Source organism: Microbacterium sp. NPDC055988 (assembly GCF_042269505.1).
Lineage (GTDB): Bacteria > Actinomycetota > Actinomycetes > Actinomycetales > Microbacteriaceae > Microbacterium.
Window position 1 is genome coordinate 2476275 of the sequence record NZ_JBHJXY010000001.1, and the last position, 23408, is coordinate 2499682.

Annotated in this window: 15 protein-coding genes and 1 tRNA gene; 10 read left to right on the top strand and 6 right to left on the bottom strand. The window is 69.5% G+C overall.

The window, feature by feature from the left end:
- Nucleotides 1-79: 79 nt before the first annotated feature.
- Nucleotides 80-952 carry a PHP domain-containing protein gene (locus ACFC14_RS11875; RefSeq protein ID WP_376104565.1) on the top strand — a complete coding sequence of 291 codons (873 nt, stop codon included), beginning with the start codon at nt 80-82 and terminating at the stop codon, nt 950-952.
- A gap of 63 nt (nt 953-1015) precedes the next feature.
- A complete protein-coding gene (locus tag ACFC14_RS11880) occupies nt 1016-1903 on the top strand; it encodes a DUF817 domain-containing protein (protein WP_376104568.1) in 888 nt (295 codons plus the stop codon).
- Between the two features lie 77 nt (nt 1904-1980).
- Here ACFC14_RS11880 and ACFC14_RS11885 read toward each other — a convergent pair whose 3' ends face one another.
- Nucleotides 1981-3501, bottom strand: coding sequence for a DEAD/DEAH box helicase (locus ACFC14_RS11885; RefSeq protein WP_376104571.1), 1521 nt, complete (start codon nt 3499-3501; stop codon nt 1981-1983).
- A 196-nt stretch (nt 3502-3697) separates the two neighbouring features.
- Here ACFC14_RS11885 and ACFC14_RS11890 point away from each other — a divergent pair, with 196 nt between their 5' ends.
- Nucleotides 3698-4411 carry a ferritin-like fold-containing protein gene (locus ACFC14_RS11890; protein WP_376104574.1) on the top strand — a complete coding sequence of 238 codons (714 nt, stop codon included), beginning with the start codon at nt 3698-3700 and terminating at the stop codon, nt 4409-4411.
- A 33-nt stretch (nt 4412-4444) separates the two neighbouring features.
- Here the strand turns inward: ACFC14_RS11890 and ACFC14_RS11895 are convergent, their stop codons facing one another.
- Nucleotides 4445-4732 (bottom strand): hypothetical protein, encoded by a 288-nt coding sequence (locus tag ACFC14_RS11895; RefSeq protein ID WP_376104577.1) that lies wholly within the window; start codon nt 4730-4732, stop codon nt 4445-4447.
- A 7-nt stretch (nt 4733-4739) separates the two neighbouring features.
- Nucleotides 4740-4964: a DUF3107 domain-containing protein gene (locus tag ACFC14_RS11900; RefSeq protein ID WP_136043592.1), complete on the bottom strand. Its 225-nt coding sequence runs from the start codon at nt 4962-4964 to the stop codon at nt 4740-4742.
- A 140-nt stretch (nt 4965-5104) separates the two neighbouring features.
- Between ACFC14_RS11900 and ACFC14_RS11905 the strand changes: the two genes are divergently transcribed.
- On the top strand, nt 5105-8326 hold the full coding sequence (locus ACFC14_RS11905; protein ID WP_376104580.1) for an ATP-dependent helicase: 3222 nt from the start codon (nt 5105-5107) through the stop codon (nt 8324-8326).
- Nucleotides 8290-11817 (top strand): UvrD-helicase domain-containing protein, encoded by a 3528-nt coding sequence (locus ACFC14_RS11910; protein ID WP_376104583.1) that lies wholly within the window; start codon nt 8290-8292, stop codon nt 11815-11817. The genes ACFC14_RS11905 and ACFC14_RS11910 overlap by 37 nt, the downstream gene beginning before the upstream one ends.
- Here the strand turns inward: ACFC14_RS11910 and ACFC14_RS11915 are convergent.
- Complete coding sequence (locus ACFC14_RS11915) at nt 11763-13127, bottom strand: hypothetical protein (RefSeq protein ID WP_376104586.1); 1365 nt, start codon at nt 13125-13127, stop codon at nt 11763-11765. The genes ACFC14_RS11910 and ACFC14_RS11915 overlap by 55 nt on opposite strands.
- A 64-nt stretch (nt 13128-13191) precedes the next feature.
- On the opposite strand from ACFC14_RS11915, the gene nudC reads away from it, so the two are divergent.
- Nucleotides 13192-14073 (top strand): NAD(+) diphosphatase, encoded by an 882-nt coding sequence (gene nudC / locus ACFC14_RS11920; RefSeq protein ID WP_376104589.1) that lies wholly within the window; start codon nt 13192-13194, stop codon nt 14071-14073.
- Entirely contained in the window at nt 14070-15791 is a 1722-nt protein-coding gene (locus ACFC14_RS11925) for an ATP-dependent helicase (protein ID WP_376104591.1), read from the top strand. The genes nudC and ACFC14_RS11925 overlap by 4 nt, the downstream gene beginning before the upstream one ends.
- Before the next feature lie 832 nt (nt 15792-16623).
- Here ACFC14_RS11925 and ACFC14_RS11930 read toward each other — a convergent pair.
- Nucleotides 16624-18066 (bottom strand): zinc-dependent metalloprotease, encoded by a 1443-nt coding sequence (locus tag ACFC14_RS11930; RefSeq protein WP_376104594.1) that lies wholly within the window; start codon nt 18064-18066, stop codon nt 16624-16626.
- A gap of 117 nt (nt 18067-18183) precedes the next feature.
- Between ACFC14_RS11930 and ACFC14_RS11935 the strand changes: the two genes are divergently transcribed.
- Nucleotides 18184-19275: a PDZ domain-containing protein gene (locus tag ACFC14_RS11935; protein WP_376104597.1), complete on the top strand. Its 1092-nt coding sequence runs from the start codon at nt 18184-18186 to the stop codon at nt 19273-19275.
- Nucleotides 19276-19350: 75 nt separating this feature from the next.
- Nucleotides 19351-22260 carry a UPF0182 family protein gene (locus ACFC14_RS11940; protein ID WP_376104599.1) on the top strand — a complete coding sequence of 970 codons (2910 nt, stop codon included), beginning with the start codon at nt 19351-19353 and terminating at the stop codon, nt 22258-22260.
- Nucleotides 22261-22424: 164 nt separating this feature from the next.
- On the opposite strand, the gene ACFC14_RS11945 is transcribed toward ACFC14_RS11940, so the two are convergent.
- A tRNA-Met gene (locus ACFC14_RS11945) sits at nt 22425-22498 on the bottom strand.
- A gap of 94 nt (nt 22499-22592) precedes the next feature.
- Here ACFC14_RS11945 and ACFC14_RS11950 point away from each other — a divergent pair.
- Nucleotides 22593-23402 carry a carbon-nitrogen hydrolase family protein gene (locus ACFC14_RS11950; protein WP_376104602.1) on the top strand — a complete coding sequence of 270 codons (810 nt, stop codon included), beginning with the start codon at nt 22593-22595 and terminating at the stop codon, nt 23400-23402.
- Nucleotides 23403-23408 lie beyond the last annotated feature (6 nt).

Consider the following 23408-nt stretch of genomic DNA (forward strand, 5'->3'; position numbering starts at 1 on the left):
CTCCTGTGAAGTCCCTGCCCCGACATCCCCTCCGTGCGCCTCCGCGCCCGGTGCGGGTGACGCTGGGTACGCTCGGAGGATGGCCACTCCGTCCACCGGGTTCGCCGGTCCCGCCGACCTGCACCTGCACTCCAATCAGTCCGACGGTACTGAGTCCCCGGCCGAGGTGATGCGGCAGGTCCACGCGCACGGAATTCGCACGGCCGCCCTCACCGACCACGACCGCTCCACGGGGTGGGGCGAAGCCGGCGACGCGGCCGTCGCGCTCGGCATGACGTTCATCCCCGGTATGGAGCTCTCGGCGAAGCACGAATGGCGCAGCGTGCACGTGCTGGGCTATCTCTTCGACCCCGAGGATGAAGCCCTGCGCGCCGAGACCGATCGCATCCGCGGCGACCGGATCGGCCGCGCCGAGCGGATCGTGCGCAACATCGGGCGGGACTACGACCTGGACTGGGCCGATGTCGTCGCGCAGACGACTCTGGATGCCACGGTGGGGCGCCCCCACATCGCCGACGCACTCATCGCTCGCGGCATCGTGCGCGACCGGACAGAGGCGTTCGACGGCATCCTGCACCCGCGCGAGGGGTACTACGAGCCGCATTACGCGCCGGACCCCCTCACTGCCGTGCGGTTGATCACCGAGGCCGGGGGAGTGGCCGTCATCGCGCATCCCGTGACATCGGGCCGCGACCGGATGATGCCTCTGCCGTTCATCGAGCGGTTGATCGCCGCCGGTCTCGGCGGCTTCGAGATCGACCATCGCGAGAACACGGAATCGGGCAAGCGGAAGCTGCGCGAGATCGCCGCCGAGCACGATCTCATCGTCACGGGCTCCAGCGACTACCACGGCAGCGGCAAGCCGAACCTTCCCGGCGAGAACACCACGTCCGACGAGATGGTCGCGCGGCTCATAGCACGCGCCACCGGCAGTTCTCCGCGGTATCCCTGATCCTCGGCATTCTGTCGGTCATCTCCCGGCGGGCTGTCGACGGCGACCGATACCGTCCGAGGCATGCAGCGAGCGACTTCTCTGGAGCAGCGGGTCGATGCGGTCGCGCACCGCGTGCTGCTCGGTGCCCCGGCGAACGGCATCCGCGCGGGCCTGATCGAGTTCGCGGTGTTCGTGCTCAAGCAGGCATGGGCGTGCATCTTCGGGGCGGCGTTGCTCGTCGTGATCGTCGCAGCGCGTCTCTGGTATCCCGATGATGCGGTGCTCGCCCGCAACGATGCGCTCACGATCGCCGCGGTGCTCATCCAGCTCGCGATGCTGGCCTTTCGACTGGAGAGCGGTCGTGAGCTCTGGGTCATCGTGCTGTTCCACATCACCGGCACCGTGATGGAGCTGTTCAAGACCGATGTCGGATCGTGGGCCTATGCCGCGGACGGATTCCTGCGCATCGGCGGGGTGCCGCTGTTCAGCGGGTTCATGTACGCGGCCGTCGGGTCATACATGGTGCGCGTCTACCGGCTGTTCGATCTCGGCTTCGAGAGGTATCCGCGACGTTGGTTGACGGCGATCCTCGCGGTGGCGATCTATGCCAACTTCTTCACGCACCACTGGTGGTGGGACGCGCGATGGGTGCTGCTGGCCGGCGTCGTGATGCTGTGGCTGCCCACGGTCATGCATGCCCGCATCTGGAGGCGCACGATCAGACTTCCTCTTCTGGCGGTGTTCGTCGGCGTCGCCGTGTTCATCTATCTCGCCGAGAACATCGGCACCTGGGCGGGCGCCTGGGCTTATCCCGACCAGGCCGAGGGCTGGCAGCCGGTGTCGTCGAGCAAGCTGACCTCGTGGTTCCTCTTGATGATCATCTCGGTCGTGCTCGTCGCGTGGGTGTATCCGCCGCAGGTCCCGGCAGCGTTGCTGCAACGGGTGCAAGCCGCTCAGGCGCCGCTCTGACCACGCGTGCGCGACGAAGGGCGCGAGATGCAGACGATCGTCCGCTTCTCGCGCCCTTCGTGAGGTGCTGAGGTCTGTCAGGCCCCGGCGACCGGAGCCGCTCCCGCGCCGGAACCGCCGCGGCGACGCCGGCGACGACGTGCGGGGGCCGGCTTGCCGTCGTGGTGCTCCTTGCCCGCACCGTCGTGCGTGCCGGCGCCCTCGGCGCTGCGGTCGGCTGCCGGAGCGGACTGGCCCTCGGCGGAGGCCGTCTCGGCAGCACCTTCGGCGAAGGTCGAACCGACCGGGGTCGTACTGTTGCGGCGACGGCGGCGACGGCGCGTGCCGCCCTCGTCGGTGCCTTCAGCCGCGGCATCCGCCGCACGCTCGGGACGACGCGCGCGCTCGGTCTTGACCGACTCCGTCTTCGGTGCCGATACCAGACGGCCCTTGGTGCCCTGCGGGATGTCGAGGTCCTCGAACAGGTGCGGGCTCGACGAATAGGTCTCGATGGGCTCCGGCTGACCGAACTCGAGGGCGCGGTTGATGAGGGCCCACTTGTGCAGGTCCTCCCAGTCGACGAAGGTGACCGCGATACCGGTCTTGCCGGCGCGACCGGTGCGGCCCGCGCGGTGCAGATACGTCTTGTCCTCGTCCGGGATCGTGTGGTTGATCACGTGCGTGACATCGTCGACGTCGATGCCGCGGGCGGCGACGTCGGTCGCGACCAGCACGTCGCGCTTTCCGGCCTTGAACGCCGCCATCGAGCGTTCGCGCTGATCCTGTCCCATGTCGCCGTGCACGCCGCCGACGTTGAAGCCGCGGTCGCTCAGCTCGTCGACGAGGCGCTGGGCTGCACGCTTCGTGCGGGTGAAGATCACGGTCTTGCCGCGGCCCTCGGCCTGCAGGATGCGGGCGATGATCTCGTCCTTGTCCATCGAGTGCGCGCGGTAGACCAGGTGCTTGATGTTCGCCTGCGTGAGGCCCTCATCGGGGTCGTTCGCCCGGATGTGGATCGGGTTGGACATGAACCGGCGGGCGAGCGCAACGATCGGGCCGGGCATGGTCGCCGAGAACAGCTGCGTGTGGCGGACGGCCGGGACCTTCTGGAAGATCTTCTCGATGTCGGCGAGGAAGCCGAGGTCGAGCATCTTGTCGGCCTCGTCGAGCACGACCTCGGTCGCGTTCGAGAGGTCGAGCAGCCGCTGGCCCGCGAGGTCGATCAGACGCCCGGGGGTTCCGACGACGATCTGCGCGCCGGCCTTGAGCTGGTCGATCTGCCCCTCGTACGCCTTGCCGCCGTAGATGGCGACGACGCTGGTGGAACGGTTGCTGGTGAGCAGGTCGATGTCTTCGTAGACCTGCACTGCGAGCTCGCGAGTCGGCACCACGATGAGGGCCTTGACCCCGTGCTCCGGGTCTTTGCCGAGGCGCTGGACGACGGGGATGCCGAAGCCGAAGGTCTTGCCGGTTCCCGTCTTGGCCTGACCGATGATGTCCTGGCCGGGAAGGCCGAGGGGAATGGTCTGCTCTTGGATGGGGAACGCGTCGACGATGCCTTTGGCGGCGAGTGCGTCGACGATGTCCTGGTCGATGCCGAGATCGGCGAAAGTTGTCACTTTATTCAGATTGCCTGTCCGGCGAGCCTGGGGGATCGCCACGTTAACGGATCCACGCCGTCTCTTGTGCCACAGGCGCGGGGCCCCGCTCCGACGGCGGGGACACGCCCAGCCTACCCGAGGGGCCGTCGAGACCCGGAAGGAGGTCCGGGCGCGGGTATTGTGAACGACGTGGCGGACTCGGGAGGAAGACCTCGTGGTTAAGTGGTTCTGGCAGCGCGAAGATGCGCCGCGGCGTACCCTCGCCCTGCGCAGTCGAGGGGAACAGGGCGATGCCACGCGCATCGACTTCGCCGAACTCGCGCCCGAACTCGATCGCTTCCTCGGCCAGGCGGCCTACCTGCAACTGGGGTATTTCGAGACGCTCACCCGACTCATCCGAGCGACGCCGGAGCTGTCCGAGAAGGAGTCGCTGTCACGCGCCGCCGGGGCAGCACTGACCAAGCACCGCGGCATCGTCGAGGTCATCGCCGAGCGCGGCGGGGATCCGACGCAGGTGATGCTGCCGTTCCGCGAGCACCTCGATGCGTTCCGGCGCAAGACGATCGGTGCGCGTCCGCGCGAGACCCTGCTGGCGGTCTACATCACCGCGGGGATGCTCGACGACTTCTATCTCGCGCTCGCCTCGAGCTATGGGGACACCGGCCGTCGGGTCGCGCAGATCCTGCGGGAGGATGACGCCGGCCACGAGATCGTCGCGATCATCCAGGAGACGATCGAGAGCGACGAGGAGTGGCGTTCGCTGCTGTCGATGTGGGCTCGCCGACTGGTCGGAGACACGATTCTCGTCTGCCGTTTCGCCCTGCGGCCCGAGCTGCTCGACGTCGACGACGCGCGCATCGAGCCGGTGTACACCGAGCTGATGGGCGCGCACGCGCGACGCATGGATGCGATGGGCCTCGCGTCGTAGACGCTGATGCCGAGGTGGCCCGGGCCGCTTCGGTCAGATGCCCAGTGCGGTTCTGGCCGCCGCGTCCGAGCGCTTGCGCAGTGTCGTGACGGCCACGGTCGCGCCGGCCGCGATCACGGCGGCGCCCGGAACGCTCGCGAGCCACAGCCAGATGCTGTCCTCGCCGACGCCCAGCCACTGCAGTCCCGTGTAGAGGATCGCCGACATGGCCGTCGCGATGGCAGGTGCGAGGGCGACCCCGCGCAGCTCGCGGTCGGCGATCAGGAAGTGCACCGCGATTCCCAGCGCGCACGCCCCGACGAGTGCGAGGAGGATGTACATCGTCGGATCAGGCGACGAAGCCGACGCGGCGCGATTCCTCGGAGCCCAGCTCGATGTAGGCGAGGTTCGCGGTCGGGACGATGTAGGAGTTGCCCTTCACATCGGCGAAGCTCACGTGCGTCGCGTTCTGCTCCAGCGCCGTGGCGACCTGGGTGCGGACCTCGTCTGCGCTCGCGCCGGTGTCGAAGCTCAGTTCACGGCCGGTGTTGATGATGCCGATGCGGATTTCCACGCGTGCTCCTTGAAGTTCGGGGACTGGCCCAACTCTACCCCGCGCGCCTCGTGCCGGATCGGCCTGCCGCCGCCGTTTCGCCCTGAGCGCACAGGCGGCGACGCACGCCGATGTCCGCGCGTCCGGATAGCGTGGATGACATGACATCGGATGCCGCGCAGCGAGCTGTGATCGCCGCAGAGTCGTCGGCATCCGGCATCATCATCGGAGCACCGGGAACGGGGAAGACCCGTACCCTCGTCGACCGCGTCGTGCATCTGCTGGACGCGCAGGGGCTGCGACCGGAAGAGGTGCTCGCGCTCACTCCGAGTCGACAGGCGGCTACGGCGCTGCGAGATCGGATCGGCGTGCGCATCGGTCAGGCCACACCCGGGCCCCTGGCGCGATCCCTCGGATCCTTCGCCTTCCAGCTCGTGCGCGGGGCGATGGTGCGACAGGGGTCGGAGCCGCCCGCGCTGCTCACCGGTGCGGATCAGGACCGGATCATCGCCGAACTGCTCGCCGGTGACGCGGAAGACGGGCGTATTCCGTGGCCGGACGCTCTCAGCGCCTCCGTTCGCGCCTCGAAGGGATTCCGTTCCGAGCTCCGAGCCTTCCTGGCGGAGTGCACCGAGAGCGGCGTCCATCCCGACGAGCTCCGCGCGTCGGGCAACGATGTGTGGGCCGCAACGGCGGAGTTCCTCGTCGAGTATCGAACGGTGCTCGATGCGCTGCGATCCGCACACCGCGATGCCGCAGATCTGCTGAGTGAGGCGAGCACGATCCTGCAGGAGGCGGACGCGGCGACCCTCGGCCCTCTGGCGCCCCTACGGGCGGTGCTGATCGACGACGCGCAGGAGCTCACACGCGGCGGGATCGCGATGGTCCGGGGTCTGCGTGAGCGAGGCATCGCCGTCTTGGCCTTCGGCGACCCCGACATCTCGTCCGGTTCCTTCCGCGGGGCGAGCCCGGAGCTGTTCGCCCAGCTCGCAGGCGCGCTCGGGGAGGTGCATGTGCTCGACGGTGCACATCGCCAACAGCCGGCGCTCACCGCTCTCACCAGGACGGTCACGCAGGCGATCGGCGTCTCCGGTCGGGTGGAGCACCGGCGTGCTCCCGTGCCGGTGCCATCGGAGGAGATCGAGGCCCGGGTCTCGACCTTCATCGCTCCATCGCCCTACGAAGAGCTCGATCGCATCGCCGGCGTGATGCGGGAATGGCATCTCTCCGAGGGGATCCGCTGGGATCGGATGGCTGTCGTCGCGCACGACACGCGACAGGTGACCACGCTGGAGACCGAGCTCGCGGCCCGCGAGATCCCCACGCGGGCCGCCGGAGTGCAGCGCCCGCTCGGGAGCGAGGGTATCGTGCGCGACATCGTCGGCATCGTGCGCCTCGCGCTGACCCCGACCCAGGAACGCACATCCGACGCGCTCGAAGAAGCCATGCGCACCCCGTTCGGAGGGATGGACGCGATCGGACTGCGCCGCCTCCGTGCCCGGCTCCGGCACATCGAGCTCGAGCAGGGCGGCGCGACGCCCGCACGAGAGCTGCTGCGGCAGGCCATGGCCAACCCTGCCCACCTGACCCTCATCGACGCCCCGGAGTCGCGTACGGCCGAGCGCTTCGCCGAGACGATCGAAGCCACGGCCAGAGCGGCCGCCGAAGGGGAGACGATTCACGACCTGCTGTGGCGGGTGTGGGATCAGGCCCGCGCCGTGGACGGTCGCCGACTCCAGGTCGCCTGGCGCGAGATCTCGCAGCTGCCCACCGGTGCCGAGACGGCCCGCGCACTCGATGCTCTCGTCGCCCTCTTCGACGCCGCGAAGAGGTTCGTCGAGCGCACCCCCAACGAGAAGCCGCATACTTTCGTGCGCGACATCCTCGACAGCGAGGTCCCCGAGGATTCGCTGTCGACTCCTGATCGCCCGGGCAAGGTCACGCTCCTGACTCCCGCCACCGCCCTCGGCACGGAGTTCGACGCGGTCGTCGTCGCGGGGGTGCAGGAGGGCATCTGGCCGAACGTTCGCCTGCGCGGCGGGCTGCTGCAGACCTGGCGGCTGGCAGATGCGATCCACGCGTCGCGCACCGGCATCAGCACTGAACCTCCGGGCGTGCTGGATCGGCGGCGGGCGGCGCTGCACGACGAGCTCCGGCTGTTCGTCCGGGCGGTCTCGCGTGCGCGTGACCGCCTGCTGATCACGGCGGTCGACGATGACGACCTCACGCCGAGTCCCTTCTTCGGGTTCCTGCCCGCTCCGGAACCGCCCGAACGGCACGCGTCCGCCGAGCATCCCCTCACCCTGCGCGGACTGGTCGCCCGGCATCGTCGCGCCCTCACCGCCGCGCATGCGGAGCCGATCAGACGCGACGCCGCCGGGCAGCTCGCCGTGCTCGCCCGGGAGGGTGTGCCCGGCGCAGATCCGGCCGAGTGGTACGGGGTGACCCCGACCTCGACCGATGCGCCGCTGCGAGACCTCGCGGTCACCGGCGCAAGGGTCTCGCCATCGAAGATGGAGTCCTATGAGGAGTGCGGTCTCAACTGGGTCGTCTCCGCGCTCGGCGGCGACACCGTGATGCCCCCGACCGCCGGCATCGGCACGATCGTGCACGAGGCGATGGAGCGCGTTCCCGACGGTGACCTGGAGCGCATGCGCGCGATCGTCGCCGAGCACTGGCCGGAACTCGACTTCGAGACCGAGTGGATCGGCCGCAAGGAGCGGCGGCGGGCCGACGTGCTGGTGGATCGCCTGCACACCTATCTCGGCGACGTGCGCCGCGAGGGCGGTCGGGTGATCGGCAGCGAGATGGAGTTCCGCTTCGCCGTCGACGTGGCCCCCGACGCGGAGCTCGAGACCGTGCCGACGGTGCATCCGGTCGGGGAAGACCGGGCGAACAAGGCGATCATCCACGGGTACATCGACCGGGTCGAGGCGTATCCGCCCGAAGCCGGTGAACACTCCCACGCCCGGGGCCGGGGATGGGAGCGGATGTCGGGCGGAACGGAAGGGCCCGTGGTCGTCGTCGACTTGAAGACCGGAAAGAACGACCCGGAATCCGACTCCGGCGTCGCCGAGCACGCGCAGCTGGCCGCCTATCAGGTCGCCGTCCAGGAGGGCCTCGTCGAGGGAGCCCCGCCGACGTCGCTGGCGGGGGCGCGGCTGGTGATCGTCTCGAAGACGCTCTCGAAGAGCGACTATCGCATCGCGCATCAGCACACGCTGAGCGACGAGTCGCGCTCCGCCTTCCTCCGGCGGGTGTCGGATGCGGCGCGCGGCATGTCGGCATCGAGCTTCACCGCGCAGGTGGAGTCGCACTGCGCAGACACGCAGCGCCGCGTGCATCCGTGTCGCATCCACACGGTGCCGGCGGTGAGCTCGTGACGGGGTGGAGCGGTGGCGAGGGTATCTCCGCCACAGACATCGCCGCCGCCCTCGGCCAGCCGTCGCCCACAGCCGCCCAGCAGCGCGTGATCGAGGCCCCACCGGAGCCGGCCCTGGTCGTTGCCGGCGCCGGCAGCGGCAAGACCGAGACGATGTCGGGGCGCGTGGTGTGGCTGGTCGCGAACGGACACGTGCGCAGAGATGAGATCCTCGGCCTGACGTTCACGCGGAAGGCGGCGGGCGAGCTCGCAGAGCGGATCGGTCATCGGCTCGCGGTCATCGACGAGTACGGACGCCGGGGGCTTCTGCCGCATCTGCCCGAGATCGTGCGGACCGGTGCGCTTCGTCGTGTCGACGAGGCGGTGCCGGGCCGCCAGCGCGAGCTCGTGCGCACGCATGTGCTCGATGAGCTGGCAGCGCGCGTCGGCACCGGGTGGGATCCGGCGACGCCGCGATCGGCGGAAGACCTCATGGTCCGGCCGCGCGTCTCGACGTACAACGCGTTCGCCGACGGCATCGTCCGCGAACACGCGGCACGGATCGGGCGGGATCCCGATGTCGCGATGCTCAGTCAGGCAGCCTCCTGGATGCTCGCGCGGGAAGTCGTGCTCCGCAGCGATCTGCCGGAGCTCGAGAACATCGACTACGCGCTCGGGACGATCATCGACGCCGTGCAGCGGCTCGCGGGTGACGCCCTCGACCATCGTGTCGACCTCGATTCGGCCGAGCGGATCGCGCGGGAGCAGGCGCTCGCCTTCGAGCCTTATCGCAGCAACGCCGATGTCGAGAAGGCGGCGGTCAACCTGCTCAGTCTGCCCACCCTCGCACGCCTGGTGCGCGACTACATCGACGCGAAGGAACGCCGTGGCGTACTTGACTTCGCCGATCAGGTCAGCGGGGCCTACGACATCGTCGAGTCCGCGCCCGATGTCCGCGCGGAGCTCCGTGAGCAGCACCGCGTCGTGCTCCTCGACGAGTATCAGGACACCTCGGTGATCCAGACGCGGTTCCTCGCCGAGCTCTTCCGTGATTCCGCAGTGATGGCGGTCGGCGACCCCCATCAGTCCATCTACGGCTGGCGGGGCGCGAGCGCCGACAACCTGTACGCCTTCGCGGCCACGTTCTCGGGCACGGGAACAGCGACGACCTACAGCCTCATGACGAGCTGGCGGAACGATCGGGGCATTCTCGGCATCGCGAACCGTGTGCTCGAACCGTTGCAGCGGCCAGGACTCGACGTGCCGCCGCTCGAACCTCGCCCTGGAGCCGGAGAAGGCACGGTCGCCGTGCGATTCCCGTTCACGGTCGACGAGGAGGCCGCGGCCGTCGCGGACTGGTTCGCCGATAGGCGGGCGGAGCACGATGCCCGTGCGGCCGGTGCGGGGCAGGCTCAGACGCCCCACACCGGCGCGATCCTCTTCCGCTCCAAGCGGCATATGCAGACCTTCGCGGCTGCACTCGCCGGCCGAGGCATCCCGCACCGCATCCTCGGCCTCGGCGGACTCCTGGCGACACCGGAGGTCGTCGACGTCGTCTCGACCCTTCGTGTCGTGCACGACCCGACGGCCGGGTCTGCACTGATCCGGCTGCTCACCGGTCCCCGATTCGGCGTCGGTGTCGCCGACATGGCTGCCCTCTACGACCTCGGCCGCACCCTGTCGGAGCGTGACACCGCGATGGCGCCGCTGCCGGAGGAGGTGCGGGCACGGCTGCGCTCTTCCCGCGGCGCGGACGAGGCGGTGTCGATCATCGACGCGGTCGACGTGGTGCGAGCAGTGCGCGACGACTACCGGCTGCTCGAATCGATCACCCCTGACGGGCGCGCGCGGGTCAGAGCAGCGGGGGAGATGCTGGAACGGCTCCGACGCGCCTCGTCGCAGCCGATCCCGGAGCTGATCCGGCTCATCGAGCTCGAACTCCGCCTGGATATCGAGCTCGCGGCCAACGAGACCCGCGGCCCGGCACGCATCGCGGCCACGCAGCTGCGCGCCTTCGCCGACGAGGTTCGTGCGTTCCTCGCCGCCGACGAGCGGGGGAGCATCGGCAGCCTGCTCGCCTGGCTCGACAAAGCCGAGAGCACGGATGAGCTGATGCCGCGTCCGGAGCCGCCGGAGGCCGGTGTCGTCCAGCTGCTGACCATCCATGGCTCGAAGGGACTGGAGTGGGATGCGGTCGCCGTGGTCAGACTGGTTGCCGATGAGCTCCCGAGCAGGGTCTCCGACACATCCGGGTGGTTCGGGTTCGGCGTCGTGCCGTTCGCGCTTCGGGGTGACCAGGACGCGTTGCCGCACTTCGAGTGGGACCCCGTCGAGGCCATGGGCGGCGAGGCCGACTCCGCGAAGCGGCAGAAGCTCGCGCAGGCGTCGCTCTCGGGCGGCGCGACGAAGGCGAATCCGCACGGGGGCGCGCTCAAGCGGTTCAAGGACGCCTACCGCGCCTACCAGCAGCAGGAGGAGCGACGCCTCGCCTACGTCGCAGTCACCCGAGCGCGGACGGATCTGCTCCTCAGCGGTGCGCACTGGGCCGGGCAGAAAGCCCCTCGCACGCCGAGCCCTTTCCTGGTCGAGGCGATCGAGGTGCGCGGCCTCGAGCCGATCGAGGCGGTGGACCCGGAAGACAACCCCTACGACGGTCCAGGGTCCACCCTTCGATGGCCCCTCGATCCGCTGGGCGCCCGGAGGCACGTCGTCACCGCGGCAGCCGTAGCCGTCGACGACGCGATTCACGCCGGGACCGCCCGGCCGACGATCGAGCTCGAACGCCTGCTCGCCGAGCGTGCCGCGCGCCAGCGCGGGACGGATGCCGAGGCCCCGACACGCGTGCCCGCTTCGCGATTCAAGGACTACGTGACCGATTTCTCGGGAACACTGTCGTCGATCGTGCGCCCCATGCCGGAGCGACCCTATCGGCAGACGCGCCTCGGCACCCTGTTCCACGCCTGGGTGGAGCAGCGGTCCGAAACCGTCGGAGTCGGCAGCCGCGTCGACGAGGCACTCTGGGAGATCGACGAGGACGAAGCCGCGTCAGATCTCGTGCGAGAAGGGTCGGGCGCTGCCGCTGACGCCGCCGACCTCGACGCCCTGCAGAAGACGTTCGAGCGCAGCGAATGGGGCGGGTTGAAGCCGATCGCCGTGGAGATCGAGATCGACTTCGCGCTCGGGGCCGGCCTGCCCGGGGCGGACGAGCGCGGAGGGGCACACATCGTGATCTGCAAGCTCGACGCGGTGTACCGGCGTGCCGACCGCGGCGACCGCATCGAGATCGTGGACTGGAAGACCGGCCGGGCACCGCGCACAGCGCAGGAGCGCGACGAGCGGATGCTGCAGCTCGCGCTCTACCGCCTGGCCTATCACCGGCGCTTCGAGGTGCCGCTCGACGACATCGACGTGGCGTTGTACTACGTGGCCGACGATCTGATCATCCGCGGCGACCGCGTCTATTCGGAGGAAGAGCTCTTCCACCGCTGGAGCGCCGCTCGCGCGGCGCGCTGAGCCTCGTCGGAATCGTCCCCGTCGTCGTCGGTGTGCTCGCGAGGGGCGAGCGGATGCGAATCCTCGCGCGCTCCGGCGGCTCCGCTGGTTCCCGCGAACAGGCTCGCGACACCCGAGAGGTCCTCGGTCTCGATGTTCAACATCTGGGCCCGGTGCGCGCTCTCATCGGTGCGACGGTCGGCGCCGGTGCCCGGGACCGGGTCGTGGGGCGCCGTCTCGCTCTGCGCGGGGTCCGACTCGTCGTGGGTGGTCGCCCACAGTTCTTCCGGGTTGTACGCGTCGGTGTGCATCGACGTGTCGATCTCGGCGGCGGCGTCCTGGGGAACACGGTCGAGCGCCTCGAGGGCGGAGTCGACAGCGTCCCCACGGGCATCGACGATGTTCAGGTCGTCGTCGCGGATGCCTTCGGCGAGTGCATCGAGCAGGGCGGCGGCGTCGTCGACGATGTCCGGTCGGTGCATCGAATCGCCGTGGACCAGCCACCGGGCGAACTCGAGCTCGGCGAGCAGGCGCGCTCGTACTTCCAGCCCGCCGTCGGGAGCGCGATCGACCGCGCGCGCGTATGCCGCGTGCACGTCGGAAGCGGCATCGGGAGCGGCCGAAAGCCAGGAGAGGTCGAGGGCCGGATCGCCGACGGAGAGTCCGTGCCATCCGACCAGTGCGACCACTTCCGGGCCGCGCTCGGCATCGTCCTCGAACAGGAACGAGGTCGCCTGGGCGCCGCCCAGGATGACGGTAGACTCGAAACGCCACAGCTCGTCGTCGGCGACGGCATCGCGCCAGCGGACCGTGAGGCGGGCGGGCACGCGACCGGTGGCGGCGGCGGTGTCGATCAGGCGTTCCAGCTCGGCGCGGCTCTCTTCGGCGCTGCGCGTGGCGAGCCCTGCGCCGCGGACGACCGAGGTCGGAAGACCGTGTACGGCGGCGATCGACGCCCCCATCGATTCGGCGGCGCCACGCCCGGCCGGCACCAGGGCGGCCTCGATCTGGAATCCGGGGAGGAGCTCGGTGACGAGGGCGCGTGCGTCGCCGAGACGCGTCTCCCCGACGTAGGCCGGGGCGCGGAACGGGAGCATCGCCCGTGCGCCGTCGGTCAGTGCGCGCAGCGCGAGCGCCTCGGCAGCGAGTTCACGCGCGGTCTCGTCGTCGTCTGCCACGCGGATCGCGAGCTCGCGACCGTCGGCGAGCGAGGCCACCGCAGAGTCGAACCGCGCGTCGCCATCCGCGCTCAAGCGGCGGGCGCCCGTGACCTCCGCCCCGGGCAGAGCAGCGGTCACTGCCGCGGCTAGAGTGAAAGGAGAGCGTCCCATGCCCCCAGGGTAGGTCGGCTCAGGGGCGGTCCCGCCTCCGCCACGCCCGTGAAAGAGGGAGTCGATGACCATTCAGCGCCCGTCCCTCGACCGCGCAGCCGAACTCCGCGATGAGCCGGACGTCATCGGTCGCCTCCGTGACGACCCGGCCACCCGGGCGATCGTCGTCCGCGAAGGGCGTGTCAGAGTCGTCGATTCGGCGCTCCTCCGGGTGACCACGGAGACCGTTGTCGAGGCGACCTGGGCTCTCCTCGGACGCGACGTCGACGGCACCGTGCTTCTCCTGGCCGCCGCGCCGCCTGAAACCGACGCGCTCGACACCGCGCCCGACGAGGTCTGGCTCGGGCTGCGCGATCTCGGCGGCCGCATCGACGGTCAGGAATCGGAGTTGCTCACCGGTGCTATCGCACTCGCCGGGTGGCTCCGCGATGCGCCGTTCTGTCCCACGTGCGGCGGGGGTACCGAACTGCGCAACGCCGGGTGGTCGCGACGCTGCCTGGTGTGCCGGCGCGAGCACTTCCCGCGTACGGATCCGGCCGTGATCGTCGCGGTGGAGAGCCGTGACGGGGAGCGCCTGCTGCTCGGCGCCAATGCGAACTGGGGCGGCCGCATGTACTCGTGCTTCGCCGGCTTCACCGAGGCGGGGGAGTCGCTGGAGTCGACCGTCCACCGCGAGATCGAGGAGGAGTCCGGCGTGCGCCTGTCGTCGCTGCGCTACATCTCGTCGCAGGCCTGGCCGTTCCCGCGGTCGCTCATGGTGGGGTTCCGCGCCGTCGTCGACGATGAGTCCGCAGCGCTCGCAGACGGCGAGGAGATCGTCGATGTGCGCTGGTTCACCCGTGCGGAGATCGGATCCGCGCTCGCCGGGGACGGCCCGGTCGGGCTCCCGGGGCACGCGTCGATCGCCCGCGCACTGATCGTCGACTGGTACGAGGAGCGCGCGTGAGCGCACTCGATGCCCTCGACGAGCGGCAGCGGGCGGCAGCATCCGTTCTTCGCGGTCCCGTCGTCGTGCTGGCCGGAGCCGGTACCGGGAAGACACGTGTCATCACGCATCGCATCGCGCACGGCGTCGACACCGGCGCCTACTCGCCCTCGCGCGTCATGGCGGTCACCTTCACCGCCAAGGCGGCGGGGGAGTTGCGGGGGCGACTGCGGGCGCTCGGGGTCGATGGGGTCGCTGCTCGAACCTTCCACGCGACCGCGCTCGCGCAGCTCAACTTCTTCTGGCCGACGCTCGCCGGCTCGCCGGCGCCGTCGATCATCGACAACAAGGTGCGGATGCTCGGTCAGGCCGCCGACGCGATCCGGCTCCGCCCGAGCACGGCCACCCTTCGCGACATCGCATCCGAGATCGAGTGGCGCAAGGTCTCGATGCTGTCGATCGACCAGTACGCGGCGCTCGGGCGTCCGATCAGCGGTGTCGACGCCGGTCAGCTGGTCGAGCTCATGCGCGGCTACGAAGCACTGAAGGACGACCGTCGGCAGCTCGACTTCGAAGACGTGCTGCTCGCATGCGCGGGCATGCTGGAGGCGGAGCCGCGGGTCGCGGCATCCGTCCATGAGCAGTACCGTCACTTCACGGTCGACGAGTTCCAAGACGTCTCGCCGCTGCAGAACAGGCTCCTGGAGCTGTGGCTCGGCGACCGGCACGACATCTGCGTCGTCGGCGACGCCAGCCAGACCATCTACTCCTTCGCCGGGGCGGAGCAGCGGTTCCTGCTCGAGTTCGAACGCCGTCACCCCGATGCCACCGTCGTACGGCTCGAGACCAACTACCGATCCCAGCCGCCGATCCTCACGGTCGCCAATGCGCTCATGCAGGGCCGTCCCGGAGCGCTGGAGCTCGTACCGGCGCGCGAGCAGTTCACCGCCGACGCCCCCACCGTCACCGCCTACGACACCGAGGGCGAAGAGGCCGCGGGCATCGCTGCCGCCATCTCCGCTCAGATCGCGGCGGGAGCGTCGCCCTCGGAGATCGCCGTGCTCTACCGTGCCCATGCGCAGTCCGCGATGCTGCAGCAGGCGCTCGCCGCGGAGGGCATCGCGACGACGGTGCTGGGCGGGACCCGCTTCTTCGCGATGCCTGAGGTGCGACAGGCGATCCTGGCTCTGCGTGCGGCGGCGGTCGCACCCACGGAGCAGGGCTTCCTTCCCGGTGTGCAGCGAGTGCTGCGCGAGCTCGGACTCACCGACGAGCCGCCCGCGGCAGGCGGGGCGCAGCGCGGCGGCTGGGAGGCGCGGCGCGCGATTCTCCGGCTCGCCGAGGAGGCGGGGCCCGACGCGAACCTGCGCAGCTTCAGCGACGCACTGATGGCGCGAGCGAAGGACCAGCACGAGCCCACGATGCGCACGGTGACTCTCTCGACCCTTCACGCGGCGAAGGGCCTCGAATGGCCTCATGTGCATCTCGCCGGCTGGGCCGAGGGCTCCCTCCCGATCTCCTACGCGACGAGCTTCGAGTCGATCGATGAAGAGCGGCGTCTGGCCTACGTGGGGGTTACGCGGGCCGCGCGAACGCTCTCGCTGTCCTGGTCGAGATCGGCAGGACGGGGGGAGCGTGCTCCGTCGAGGTTCCTCGCTGAGATGGGGACCACGGGCCGCGGCACCGGCATTCTTCGTGAAACGTCACCGAACGCCACACGCGGGAACCGCCCTCGCTGACACGCACGACGCGGCCCTCAGCGCCGCCGTCGTCGGCGAGGAGCGCGGCGGCGAGCCGTCCGGCCTCGGCGACCTGCGCGGCGCGGATCGGGCCGGGGTCGCGCCCGATCATCTGGGTGTGCAGCAGCGGCCACGCCGGGTCGAGGGCGGTCGCATGCGCATCACGGCAGGCGAGGCAGGCGGTTTCGCCGGGGATCACGAGCGGCCCGAGGGTCACCCTGCCCGGCTCGAAGGAGACGGGCAGATGCGGGGTGTCTTCGCGCAGGTGGCGTGCGAACTGCAGGGCCGCCGCGGCACCTCGCACGAGCACGACGCTCACGCCCGGTCGCCGGCCCGGATCGACGAGGGAGACGCCCTCATCGGCGAGAGCCTCGCGGATGCGGTATTCGCTGCGCCCGTCGTCGATGCCGATGCTCTCGATCCACGCCGGGCGGGGCGTGGTGGGCTCGTCGACAAGAACCGGCTCCAGGCGCGCGAGCAGATCTCTGGCCGCCTCGCGCGGTGCTCCGGCGGCGTGTGCGATCACGTCGAACGCCCCCCGGCGGAAACCCGTGCGCAGGCGGCTGAGCAGGAGCTCCACCCAGGCGGCATCCGCCTCGATGCGCAGTCCGTCGTCGTCGCCGAGCTGCAGTGTGCGCTCGTCGCGCCACAGCAGGGGCGCACTCGGATCGAGGCGCGTGAGGATCGGCGGTGTGAGGGGCATCTCTCCGATTCTGGAGGGACACCGGAGTCCGCGGGGTGCTCTCGGACCATCCGTGGACAACTGCCGGCCATGCCCCCGACGGGGGAGGAGAGGTGTGGACCTCCTCCCGCTCCGGCCGACGGCGGATCCTCAGACGGGGCGGTCGCCTTCCGGGGCGCCACCGTCGTCCGCGGTCCCACCGTCGTCCCCGGTCCCACCGTCGTCCCCGGTCCCACCGTCGGCTCCATCGGCAGGCGTCTCTTCCGAGAAGTCGTCGCCGTCGAGCAACCGGGCGAGCGCCTCGTCGAACTCGTCCGCGACGGGCTGTTCGCCGCGCTCCACGGCCTGCAGGCGGGCGACGAGTGCGCTCGGATCGTCGATGTCCTCGGCCGTCGGCATCAGGTCGGGGTAGTCCCAGAGCGAGTCGCGGGCGCTGATGCCCACGGCATCGGTCACCGCCTGCCACATCGCAGATGCTTCGCGCATGCGCCGCGGTCGCAGCTTGAGCCCGACCAGCGCACCGAGCGCGTCCTCGGCGGGACCGCCGACGGCTCGGCGTCGACGGGCGGCCTCGGCGATCCGCGCGCCGTCGGGGAGGCGGGAGGTCGCCTGTGCGGTCACCACGTCGACCCAGCCGTCGATCGTCGCGATGAGGTTCTCGAGTCGGGTCAGGGCCTCGCGCTGCGCTTCGCTCTGCACGGGCAGGAGCGCGCCTCCTTCGATGGCCGCGCGCAGCTCCTCAGGGTTGGAGGGATCCAGCCGGCTCGCGACATCTTCGAGCGCGTCCACGTCGACGGTCACGCCGCGGGCGAAGTCGGTGATCTGCGCCATCACGTGCAGGTGCAGCCACTTCGCGTGCCGGTAGAGCCGGGCGTAGGCGAGCTCCCGGGTGGCGAGATAGAGCGCGATCTGGTCTTCCGGGATCTCGAGGCCCTCGCCGAACGCCGTGAGGTTCTGCGGGATGACGGCGGCTGTGCCCGCGGGCAGCACGGGGATCCCGACGTCGCCGCCGGAGACCACCTCGAGCGACAGGTTGCCGAGCACCTGGCCGAATTGAGCGGCGAACACCGATCCGCCGAGGCCGCGCATGAGCTTGCCCGCACCTTGGACGACGTCGCGCATCTCCTCGGGGACCTGCGTATCGAGCGCGGAGGTGAGCGCGTCGGCGATGCTGGTCGACACCGGATCGGCGATCTCCTTCCACACCGGCAGCGTCTTCTCGACCCATTCCCCGCGGGTCATCGCGGTGGGCGTCTCGGCGAGCTCGGAGATCGTGGTGGCCTCGCCGAGCCACAGATTCGCGAGGGCGAAGGAATCGGCGAGCGATGTGCGGGAGCCGTCGGTGATGCCCTGGCCGTCGCGGTTGGCGATGAACAGGGCCTGCCGCAGCGCGTTCTCCCACGGGTCGCCGCCGAAGGCTCCCTGGAGCTGCGACATGATCGTCTGCATCATCGCGGGGTCGAGGGTGAAGCCGTCCATGCCTTCGAAGGCGCCTCGAAGCGCCTCGGGATCGATGTCACCGCCGCCCTGATTCGCGAGCATCCTTCGCAGGAACTCCTGGAAGTCCTCGGGGGTGGGGTCGTTGTCTGCCATGTCGCTCGCCTCTCAGCAGGTCTGAAGCCGTGGCCTCTACGCTAGTCACAGGTTTCTGCGCGCGAACCCGATGCGGGCAGATCGGTGTACGCCGCCCGCGAACGACGGAGGAATGCAGTGGATCGAACGCGGTCTGGAAAGCTCGGACTCGGAGTCTGGGCGCTGATCGTCGCACTCGTCGCCCTGGTCGTGCTGACGTTCCTGCCTTCGCCGTACGTGATCCAGCGGCCGGGTCCGGTCTACGACACCCTCGGCACCGCGACGGACAAGGACGGCGATGAGGTTCCTCTGATCAAGGTCGAGGGCGCTGAGACCTTCGAGACGGCGGGCACGCTCGACCTCACCACGGTGCAGGTCGTCGGCAACCGTGAGCGTACCCCGAGCTGGTTCGAGCTGGCGCTGGCATGGATGGACTCCTCGCGCGCGGTCGTGCCGCTCGACTCGGTCTTCCCCGAGGGCGTCACGACCGAGCAGCGCGATGAGCGCAACGCCACGCTGATGGTCGACTCGCAGCACGAGGCGACGGCGGCCGCCCTGAACGAACTCGGCTACGACACGGGCGCAGAGGTCGTGGTCGTGGAGGCGGTCGAGGACTCACCGGCCGACGGTGCGCTGGAAGCCGATGACGTGATCACGGCGATCGACGGCACGGCAGTCGAGTCGGCGACCGAGCTTCGCGCCGCGATTCAAGAGGCCGCGGGCGACCCGGTGACCCTCACGGTGCGCCGCGACGGCGAGGAGCAGGCCGTCGTAGTGACGCCGGAAGAGCACACCGAGGGCGGGGTGACGACCTGGCTCATCGGCGTCACCCTCCGAACCGGCTACGACTTCGAGATCGACGTGACGATCCAGCTGGACAACGTCGGCGGTCCGAGCGCCGGGATGATGTTCGCCCTCGGAATCATCGACACCCTCACCGAGGGCGAGCTCAACGGCGGGGAGAACGTTGCCGGTACCGGGACGATCGATGCCGCCGGCACGGTCGGGCCGATCGGGGGGATCCGACAGAAGCTGTACGGCGCGCGTGACGCCGGAGCGGAGTATTTCCTCGCTCCGGAGGCAAACTGCGACGAGGTCGTCGGGCATGTCCCCGACGGGCTGCAGGTGATCCGCACGGGAACGCTCGACGAGTCGCTCGACGCGCTCGAGGTCATCGCCGACGACGGTGACGTCGCCTCGCTGCCCACCTGCGAATCCGCCGCCCGCTGATCCGCGGAGCGGCCGTGACCTCGCCGTGATCGGGATGACAGCCTGCGCACAGTGAGCGATGCCTAGGATGGAAGGGTGACCTCACCCTCAGCTCCGAATCCGGCCACGCCTCGAACATCCCGACGTATTCTCGGCATCTCCCTGGTGATCATCGCCGCCCTGATCGCGGTGTTCTTCGTGTTCGCCTCCCTGTACACCGAATTCCTCTGGTTCGACCAGGTGGGCTTCACCGGCGTTCTCACGACGCAGTGGATCGCCACGGCGGTGATGTTCGTCGTCGGTTTCCTCGGCATGGCCGTCCCGCTGTTCGTCGCCATCCAGCTCGCGTACCGGCTGCGCCCGGTGTACGTGCGGCTCAGCTCCCAGCTGGACCGGTACCAGGAGGTCATCGAGCCCCTGCGCCGCCTCGCGATGTGGGGCATGCCGATCTTCTTCGGCCTGTTCGCCGGATTCGCCGCTGCGGGGCAGTGGAAGACCGTGTGGCTCTGGGCCAACGGCGTCGCCACCTCGAGTGTCGACCCGCAGTTCGGCATCGACACCGGCTTCTACATGTTCGCGATGCCGTTCTACTCGATCCTCCTCGCGTTCGTGTCGGCCGTCCTCCTGCTGGCGCTGCTGGTCACGGCGCTCGTGTCGTACCTGTACGGATCGGTGCGCATCGGCCAGGGTGAGCTCCGCATCTCGAAGCCCGCGCGCATCCAGCTCGCCGTCATCGCCGGTCTCTATCTGCTCGTGCAGGCGGCCAGCCTGTGGCTCGACCAGTACAAGACGCTGGTGCAGCCGGACGACCGCATCACCGGTGCGGCGTACACGGGTGTGAACGCCACGATCCCGGGTCTCGCGATCCTCGCGATCATCGCCGCCGTCGTGGCGATCCTCTTCTTCGTCACCGCGGTCATCGGTCGCTGGCGCTTCCCGCTCGCGGCCACGGCGCTGCTGATCGTCGCCGCACTGGTCGTGGGCGTCGGCTACCCCTGGGTGGTCACCACCTTCCAGGTGAAGCCGAACCAGAACGCCTACCAGGCCGAGTACTACCAGCGGAACATCGACGGCACGAAGGAGGCGTACGGGGTCGCGAACCTCGAGACGACGCCGTTCGCCGCCAAGACCGACGCCGAAGCCGGCCAGCTGCGCGCCGACGCAGAGACCACGGCGTCCACTCGCATCATGGACCCGAAGGTCATCCCGCCGACGGTCCGCCAGCTCGAGCAGTACCGCGGGTACTACCAGTTCCAGAAGACGATGGACGTCGACCGGTACGAGATCGACGGGAAGATGCAGGACACCGTGGTGTCGGTGCGCGACCTCGACATGTCGGGCCTCGGCGACGGAGACAACTGGAACAACCGCGTCGCGGTGTACACCCACGGCTACGGCCTCGTCGCGGCCGCGGGTAACCAGCGCACCACCGACGGTGAGCCTGTGTTCCTCGAGCGCGGCATCCCCACATCCGGCTTCCTGTCGGATCGGGAGAACTTCGAGCCGCGGGTCTACTTCGGTGAGAACTCGCCCGAGTACTCGATCGTGGGCGCCCCCGACGGTGCCGAGCCGGCGGAGATCGACTACCCGCGCGGCAAGGACGGCTCGAGCGAGACGAAGACGACGTTCGAGGGGAGCGGCGGTCCGAAGATCGGCGACACGTTCACCAAGCTGCTCTACGCGCTGAAGTTCCAGTCGGAGCAGATCCTGTTCTCCAACCTGGTGAACGAGGACTCGCAGATCCTGTACGACCGCGATCCCAAGACGCGCGTGCAGAAGGTCGCTCCGTACCTCGAGCTCGACAGCGACCCGTACCCGAGCGTCGTGGACGGTCGGATCGTGTGGATCGTCGACGGTTACACGACCAGCTCGACCTACCCCTACTCGACGAGCGTCAGCCTGTCCGACGCGATCGCGGATTCCAACGTCCCGTCGCCGACGCTCGCCATCGACGACATCAACTACATCCGCAACTCGGTCAAGGCCACGGTCGACGCCTACGACGGCTCCGTCACGTTGTATGCGTGGGACGACGAAGACCCGGTGCTCAAGACCTGGCAGAAGATCTACCCGTCGACCCTGAAGCCGATCAGCGACATGTCGGGCGAGCTCATGAGCCACGTGCGCTACCCGACCGACCTGTTCAAGGTGCAGCGCGATGTGCTCGGCGTCTACCACGTCGACAAGGCCGGCTCCTTCGCTCAGCAGGACAACCGCTGGCAGACACCGAACGACCCGCGCAGTGAGTCGATGCTGCAGCCGCCGTACTACCTGACCATGCAGATGCCCGGCCAGGATTCGCCACGGTTCTCGATGTTCTCGACGTTCATCCCGAACTCGCAGGGTGCAGGCGGAAGCCGTGACGTGCTGATGGGCTACCTCGCGGTGGATTCGGATGCCGGCTCAGAGAAGGGCAAGAAGGCAGAGGGCTACGGCCAGCTGCGCATGCTCGAGATCGACACCGATACGACGGTGCCCGGACCCGGCCAGGTGCAGAACACCTACAACTCGGATACGGCCGTCGTGCCGCAGCTCAACCTGCTGCAGCAGGGTGAGTCCGAGGTGATCTACGGCAACCTGCTGACGCTGCCCGTCGGTGGTGGTCTGCTGTATGTGCAGCCCGTGTACGTGCAGTCGTCCGAGGGGACGCAGCTGCCGCGTCTGCAGAAGGTGCTCGTCGCCTTCGGTGACCGGGTCGCCTTCGAGAACACACTCACCGAGGCACTCGACACCCTGTTCGGAGGCGACTCCGGTGCGACCGGTGGTGACGACGAGGTCGAACCCACCGAGCCGGGCACGGAGGATCCGGACTCGGGAGAGACGCCGACAGAGCCCACGCAGCCTACGGATGCTCAGGCGGACGCCCTGGCCTCCGCACAGGAGGCCCTGATCGATCGTGAGACGGCGCTGAAGGCCGGTGACCTCGCCAAGTTCGCCGAGGCCGACGAGCGCCTCACCGCAGCGGTCGAGAAGCTGCTGCAGCTGGAGTCCGCGGCGGGGGACTGATCACCCCTTCTCCACGATGAACAGAATGGGCGCCCCCTCGGGGGCGCCCATTCTGCTTCGTGCTCGACGTCCATCGACCAACTCGTCGGGGAAATCGACAGCGTCGTGGCAAAGCGAAAGGCCCTCTGACCTGGATTTCTCCGAGTCAGAGGGCCTTTCATTTGTTGCGGGGACAGGATTTGAACCTGCGACCTCCGGGTTATGAGCCCGGCGAGCTACCGAACTGCTCCACCCCGCGGCACAAGAAGTAACTTATCACGGATCTCAGGACTCGGCCAATCGGGGCCGCCCCTCGCGATGCCCCGGGCGTGTCGATGCGAGAGGATGGGGATATGCCCGAAACCCCTGCCGTCGCCGTCGCCGTGTGCCAGTTCGCGCCGACGGCGTCCCGTGCCGACAACCTCGCGCAGATCGCGGAGCTGACCGCCGATGCCGCCGCGCGGGGCGCGAAGCTGATCGTCTTCCCCGAGTACTCGAGCTACTTCGTCGACCCGATGGACGACACCCTGGCCGCGAACGCAGAAGACCTCGACGGCGACTTCGTCGAAGCTCTGACCGCGCTGGCCGCCGACCGTGCGGTGGTGATCGTCGCCGGCCTCGTCGAGCGCGCCTCCGACGGGCATCGCGTGCGGAACACGGTGGTGGCGGTGCGGGGCGACGGGATCCTCGCCGTCTATCGCAAACAGCATCTCTACGATGCGTTCGGGCAGACCGAGTCCGACTGGATCGAGCCCGGAGAAGTGGGGGAGGCGTCGACGTTCGAGCTCGCGGGTCTCCGGTTCGGGCTCATGACCTGCTACGACCTGAGGTTCCCCGAGGTCGCCCGCTCGCTCGTCGATGCGCAGGCCGACGCCCTGGTCGTCCCCGCCGAATGGGTGAGGGGGCCGCTCAAGGAGCACCACTGGACGACGCTGCTCGCCGCGCGGGCGATCGAGAACACCGTCTACGTGGTCGCGGCCGATCACCCCACGCCGATCGGCGTCGGCCACTCGCAGATCATCGACCCGCAGGGCGTGGTCCTGGCGGGGGTCGGGACAGCCCCCGGCATGGCGGTCGCGGTCGTGGAGGCTGCGGCGATCGAGCGGGTGCGACGGAGCAACCCCTCGCTGCGTGCGCGCAGGTACGCGGTCGTCCCGCGCTGAGGGCGA

What these genes read in the sequence shown, in the direction of transcription:
- ACFC14_RS11915 (WP_376104586.1), bottom strand. Translation starts at nt 13,127, where the DNA reads ATGGGACGCTCTCCTTTCACTCTAGCCGCGGCAGTGACCGCTGCTCTG.
- ACFC14_RS11880 (WP_376104568.1), top strand. Translation starts at nt 1,016, where the DNA reads ATGCAGCGAGCGACTTCTCTGGAGCAGCGGGTCGATGCGGTCGCGCAC.
- ACFC14_RS11930 (WP_376104594.1), bottom strand. Translation starts at nt 18,066, where the DNA reads ATGGCAGACAACGACCCCACCCCCGAGGACTTCCAGGAGTTCCTGCGA.
- ACFC14_RS11905 (WP_376104580.1), top strand. Translation starts at nt 5,105, where the DNA reads ATGACATCGGATGCCGCGCAGCGAGCTGTGATCGCCGCAGAGTCGTCG.
- ACFC14_RS11895 (WP_376104577.1), bottom strand. Translation starts at nt 4,732, where the DNA reads ATGTACATCCTCCTCGCACTCGTCGGGGCGTGCGCGCTGGGAATCGCG.
- ACFC14_RS11950 (WP_376104602.1), top strand. Translation starts at nt 22,593, where the DNA reads ATGCCCGAAACCCCTGCCGTCGCCGTCGCCGTGTGCCAGTTCGCGCCG.
- nudC (WP_376104589.1), top strand. Translation starts at nt 13,192, where the DNA reads ATGACCATTCAGCGCCCGTCCCTCGACCGCGCAGCCGAACTCCGCGAT.
- ACFC14_RS11875 (WP_376104565.1), top strand. Translation starts at nt 80, where the DNA reads ATGGCCACTCCGTCCACCGGGTTCGCCGGTCCCGCCGACCTGCACCTG.